Source organism: Pedobacter sp. 01T416_2, from assembly GCF_056398925.1.
In genome coordinates, this window is the sequence record NZ_JBFTQI010000375.1 from 1 (window position 1) to 5700 (window position 5700).

At 40.0% G+C, this 5700-nt stretch carries 5 protein-coding genes; 3 read left to right on the forward strand and 2 right to left on the reverse strand.

The features are described from left to right. The 3 genes from AC1DPQ_RS15885 to AC1DPQ_RS15895 all read left to right on the forward strand — a co-directional run. Positions 1-1039: hypothetical protein (locus AC1DPQ_RS15885; RefSeq protein ID WP_477610187.1), on the forward strand; the 1039-nt coding region annotated here is incomplete at its 5' end. Continuing rightward, positions 1020-1466, forward strand: a complete 447-nt coding sequence (locus tag AC1DPQ_RS15890; protein ID WP_477610189.1) for a response regulator — start codon at positions 1020-1022, stop codon at positions 1464-1466. The genes AC1DPQ_RS15885 and AC1DPQ_RS15890, both read left to right, overlap by 20 nt. Next, positions 1463-2470 carry a CHAT domain-containing protein gene (locus AC1DPQ_RS15895; RefSeq protein WP_477584785.1) on the forward strand — a complete coding sequence of 336 codons (1008 nt, stop codon included), beginning with the start codon at positions 1463-1465 and terminating at the stop codon, positions 2468-2470. The genes AC1DPQ_RS15890 and AC1DPQ_RS15895 overlap by 4 nt, the downstream gene beginning before the upstream one ends. Before the next feature lie 377 nt (positions 2471-2847). On the opposite strand, the gene AC1DPQ_RS15900 is transcribed toward AC1DPQ_RS15895, so the two are convergent. Continuing rightward, complete coding sequence (locus AC1DPQ_RS15900) at positions 2848-4395, reverse strand: nucleotide-binding domain-containing protein (RefSeq protein WP_477610191.1); 1548 nt, start codon at positions 4393-4395, stop codon at positions 2848-2850. 1 nt (position 4396) lies between these two features. Continuing rightward, a complete protein-coding gene (locus AC1DPQ_RS15905; RefSeq protein WP_477610193.1) occupies positions 4397-5524 on the reverse strand; it encodes an SAVED domain-containing protein in 1128 nt (375 codons plus the stop codon). Positions 5525-5700 lie beyond the last annotated feature (176 nt).

The following is a 5700-nucleotide window of genomic DNA, read 5'->3' on the forward strand; positions in this document are numbered from 1 at the left end:
GGACTCATTGCTTCAGAATTACGGAGAAATCGAATTTTGGAACCAGACTTTTCAAGATAAGCAAAAAAATAAGCGGCTTCAAAACTGCCTTGCGGTATTTTCGGAGAAGATTGATAGTTTGATTGACGAGGGTCTGTCTTGGGTTAAAGTTCGTTCACATGAAAATGGGATGATCACAGGAATGTTTGATTTTTCTTTCTCGGCTTCAGAGATGTTCAACATCTATCGTAACAGAATTGGGAGGCTTATTGATTTTCAGGCATTTATTGATGAGGTCTTTGATACCTTATATGAAAAATTGGAAAAGAATTTAGAATGGCTTAGAGATAACATAACTGCTGTTTTAACTCCTAGACTACTGGAACTGTTAACATTATTACAAAAGGAAATTGAAGCTATAAGCTTTGACGAAAGTGGCAACCATCTCTTATTAAAGCATATTGTAGATTGCAGTACCGAAGTGCAGGTAGTTACTAGCCAAATGACAAATTGGTTCAAAATTTCGAAAAATCAATATATTGAAGAATTCCCGATTGATTTAAGTCTTCAGGCAATCATAGATTATATGAATAGTATAAACCAAAATGCCCTACATAAAGCAGAACTTAAAATTAAAAATACTTTTGAAGAACGTATTAAAGGAAAATATTTCGAATCCTTTGGTGATATCTTTATAAATCTTTTTGATAATGCTATTTATAAAAATCGTGATCTTGATGAAAAGCTACGTATTCATATAGCTATTTTTGAGAGAGACGGACTTTTAAAAATCAACTTTAAAAACAATATTTCGAAGCAAAAAGATTTAAAAGAACTTGAAAGAAAAATTGCAGAAGCAAAGATAAAAATTAAAAATTATCAAAATGGCTCGACAGTGAGTTTTGAAAAAGGTTCAGGATACCTGAAACTTTGTAAATCAATCGCCGTAGATTTGGGTCGCAGGGATTATAATATTGAACCTCGATATGAAAATTTTGAATTTGAAGTAGAGATTTCTTTTGACCTAAATACCTTATATCATGACAGGATTACTAATTGAGGATGACCCAGCCAAAGCTGAAAAGATTATCTTATTTATCAAAGAATTTTTCCCCGCTGTACAATTATTGAGTAGAATGTCTTATCAAAGCGGCTTAAAGGCTATTTTTGAAACTGAATTCGATTTCATTCTACTTGATATGAGTTTACCAACTTATGATCAAGGTCAGGGCAATTTTTCAGGTAAACCAAAAGGTTATGGTGGGCGTGATATTTTGAAAGAAATGAAACGCTACCGTAAACATTCGCGAGTAAAAGTTATTACTCAATACAATGAATTTGATGGCGGGCTGATTTCAATTAAAGAACTTGATGAACAACTGAGTGAGAACTTTCCAACTCTCTACAAAGGATACATTTACTACAATCTGAAAAACACGTCTTGGGAAAGGGAACTTGAAACTTTTATGCGGTCTCTTAACTCATGAAAATATTAATTGTGGATGATACACCTTTAAAAATTGAGAAAATCAAACTGGTGATTGAAGAGATTGTATCAAGTGAAAACGTAGAGATACTTATTGCAGAAAATGTTGCTGACGCTATATCTTATTTTATGCGCGGATATAAAATAGATCTTTTAATTCTAGATTTAAATTTACCGAACAGAAAAAAAGAAGAGGTCAAAAAGCTAGCTGGTCTTAGAATTATTAAAGAAATAAATCTGAGAAAGGATTTTCACAAACCTGAATGTATTCTTGGGCTAACAGCCTACAAAACAGAACAAATAAAATGCAGAAGTGATTTTGATAAAGATGGCTGGGCCATCGTTCATTTTGACCTCCGTGAAGATAATTGGGAATACAGTGTAAGGAATAAAGTTATTTACCTCCTAAATAAATCACAAACTTTAGTTACCACAATCAAAGATAAAATTCTTTTTTTTGCGTCATCTCCAACTGACGCTGGAATGCTCAATGCCGGAATGGAACAGCGTAAAATAAGCGAAGTTCTTCAATCATCAACCAATCGAGATGATATAGAATTGATTTCAAAAACTGGCGCAAAGCTTGATACCTTGACAAGTGAACTTATGAAACATAATCCTCAATTTGTTCATTTCACGGGACACGGAACGGAAGAAGGCCTAGCAATGGAAGAAGATAACGGTAGAAGCGTACTAATACCTACAGCAGCGCTTGAGAGTTTATTCCAATTATTTTCTGGCATTACACAATGTGTTTTTCTCAGTGCTTGTTATTCTGCTGAACAAGCAAAATCAATTTCCAAACATAATATCTATGTTATAGGAATGAATAGTCCCGTTGGGGTTGATGCTTCAACAGAATTCGCAAAAGGCTTTTATCAAGCACTAGCTGAGAAAAAAGATATCTTATCTGCATTTCAGTTTGGAAAAGTACATTTAATGGTTGCCGACCCAGATCAAGTGAACATTCCAGAAATCTGGTATAAGTCGGAAAAAGTATCATAAAGTAACTATGCTAAGTTAAGTCTAAAGGGCTTCGTGTGAAAGTTGATTTATCACCTGTTTAAACAATTTGCGCCTAGCAGGAAAACATCTTTCGTCAGAAAGTTATAATGGTAAACATATAGAGGGGCAGCCTGTTCTTCTTGCTGTTATAATAAAAAACATGGAGAGGGCAAACCCCAGTTCCCAATGATGTGCATGACAATAGTCGCAATCAGACCCAATAAGATTCTTTTAAGGTTTGGAGCATAACATCTATATTAGATTTTGTAACAATGACTGCTGGCCAAAGGGCCCTATTATTTCGCATTATGACTTAAAGCCATGAATGTTGTCTTAATTAAGGTTAGTATGTGAACTTGTGCTACGATGGTCTGGGATCATCTAATCCTGATAATCGATTCCCCACTCCTCGCCACGCATATGCCGTTTTTCACGATAAAGCATTCCACCCAGTGCAGACCGGAATAGCTGGTGGCTTCCGGTTGCTGCAGCCCACCTGTCCCGGCCGTTCCAGCAGGAAAGATAGCGCCTCTCAAGCAGCCGCTGTCTCTGGCCTCCGCTCCGGTGTTGACCACCTGCCAGAAAACGTTAAAAGGTTCCGGAACATCGGTATAAGCATTGAACATTAAGTTAACACCTTTTTCAAGCGTTCTTTCATTGATTTCGGTCCAAGTCCAGTTGTTATCATGGGATTTGTATTTGGCAGTGATGCGGACTTTATGTTCGGGCCTTACGGGCCATAGTGGCATTTGCCTATGGGCAACATTGGGAATCAGCGAAGTATTCTTGCTTTCATTAAGTAGCTGTCCTGAAGGTTCGAATCTGTTCAGCGCCTCATTGATGATCCGGTCGCCAAACTGAGGGCGAAGGGAGCTGATAGCCTTTTGGATATCCCCGGTTCTAAAGGACTGCTGAAAGTCATTTTTGAAGGCGGTAATCCAGTCAATAAAGTTTCTTGCCTTTTTAGGTGTCTCGTTCCACTTATCCGCGAAATTCTCTTTGTGGTTGACCGGGTTTTCAATATGGAACTCTCCGGCGAAGTGCTTGATAAAAGTGGGCATGGCATCGATCATTTCGATAAGTATATCATAGAAGATGGTGCTCTGGCTGGCGGAAATAACCTTTTCATAGGCCTTTGCAGCAAGAGTGGTAATGATGATAGATACCGGCGCATTGTCGCAGTCGTCCTTGAACATCATATCACGGTGTCTCTTCATCAGCTGTATCCCTCTTTGCAGTGGCGTTCGGACTTTGTATTCGGGTACATCGTCGACGCTTTCCAGCAGCAATTGGGCTTTGAGCTCCATCCTGATACGGTCGGCTTGGATTTTCATACGGTCCAAAAACCATAATGCGTAGCCCTCGGTATTGCTTTTGGGCCAGTCGATACTGTATTTATCCTGATCGAAGTAGTCATGGTCGGCATCGCTGATCAGAATGGCATGTTTTGCATACGCTTCAGGAACGCCCTGCACCTGTATCCAGCTGGGGTCGTCGGGTATAGCGGGAACAATATCAAGGTGGAATTTCAGGCTTTCTGCATAATGCAGCCTCAGGCACCTCCGGTGTTGTTCCTCGCTCAGCATGCGCTTGTAGTCACTGCTTTCCCGAAGTCTCTCTTCAATAATGTTTCTGAGGTCTTCCTGCTTAGCGGGCATGTCTACAGAAAGAATACAGGTCATATCGATATCAAACTCCGCATCTTCCCCGATGGGCCTTACAGTTGTGCCGATTCGGACAGAGCCCTGTACCAATACTCTTGGGTCGAAGGGTGTGAGCAGAGTATCCGGGGCGGCAAGAAAATTTGCTACAGAAGTATATTTTTCCTTTGCGGTCTTGTGCTGGCCTTCGGTCAGATCCAGGGTGTCAGCGAGTTGTTCGAGGAAAGTCCCGAAATTGCGTTTTGCTTCAAGGAGCATTTCCATGTTAGTGTATGCTTAGAGTTTTGATGAATGAATTATTAGTTTTATTCTGGTCAAAAATATCCATTGACAGATCAGATTTAGCCATCCAGGCCCGTCCGAACTCTACAGCGCAGGATACGGGCATCGCAGGAAAGATGCTTAAGATTGCCTTCTGCCCATGTTTTGCCTTGAGCTGATCAAAAGTTTTTCGGACTAGTTGTTTAAATCTTTCTAGTTGTACCTTACTTTCCATACAGTCCAGGTCAATAATATCGGACTTTATCGTCCAAATGTTGACCTCCTCGCCCAGGATTTCGTGGATACGGTCATTGGTAATGGTCCCACTTATTGATAAATTGAGTACTGGAGGATGGTCAAAATTATCTGGAAGAGTCAATTGAAAGGAACGGTTGCTCGTTTTTTTCAGCCATTTCCAGCTTGCCTCAGGATTTCGCCGGCGCTGGTAGACATCTGTGGAAAAAATATTTCCAAGAAGCGTTCCCAGCCGGATCAGAATGGGCATCGGCGCGAGTGCAAAGATTGAAAAATGCTGGGGACCATTTGCCGCACGTAGCGGTGTAATGTCCCGCTCAAACATCATTTTTAATTGGTTTTCCTGAAGTGGCCAATAATTTTGATCGGAATCCTTTATCGCTAAATTCCCTATTCCTAGCACAATTGGTCTTGTAGATGAGGGATACCTTTCGGGAACCATTGCAGAGACACAATCCCGGTAATTTAGTGGACTGTCATGTTCACCAATTCGTGCTCCAAGAAGTACCATATGGCTTTGCTTGTCCGGAGTAATGTTAGTGAGCAGTTCTATTCTATCTTCGTGTTTTGATTTCATCTCCCGAAGCCGCTTTATGGTATGGCCTGCAACGTCAATTTTATCAATCAGACGGTGATGAGCATCGCAAAGCAGCATAAGGTTGCTGATGTCCTTTGCAAGTTTTGGGGAAAGGATTTTATCTCCTCTCGGACCTTTTTCCTCATCAGCGATTATATGTGCTATATAGCTTTGATTAAATTCTCCTTTGGTAAGTGCATCCTGGAAAAGAGTTTTATTACAGCCGTCATACTGACAGCGCCCTGCGGCTTTTCCCCACAGGATTAGTTTGGTTGAGAGTGCAGGATTAGATTTTGACATTGATTACGTTAGATTTAAAAAATCTAAAATACGTAATATCGCTCAATAAAATGAGTATTGGATAATAAGGAATAATAATTAACGCTATGTCCTCAATTGACGGACTGTATCCAGTTTCTAAGTACTTGTTTAGAACACAGCGGGTGCGGTGAGCTGGAACTCATCGTCCCCACTGT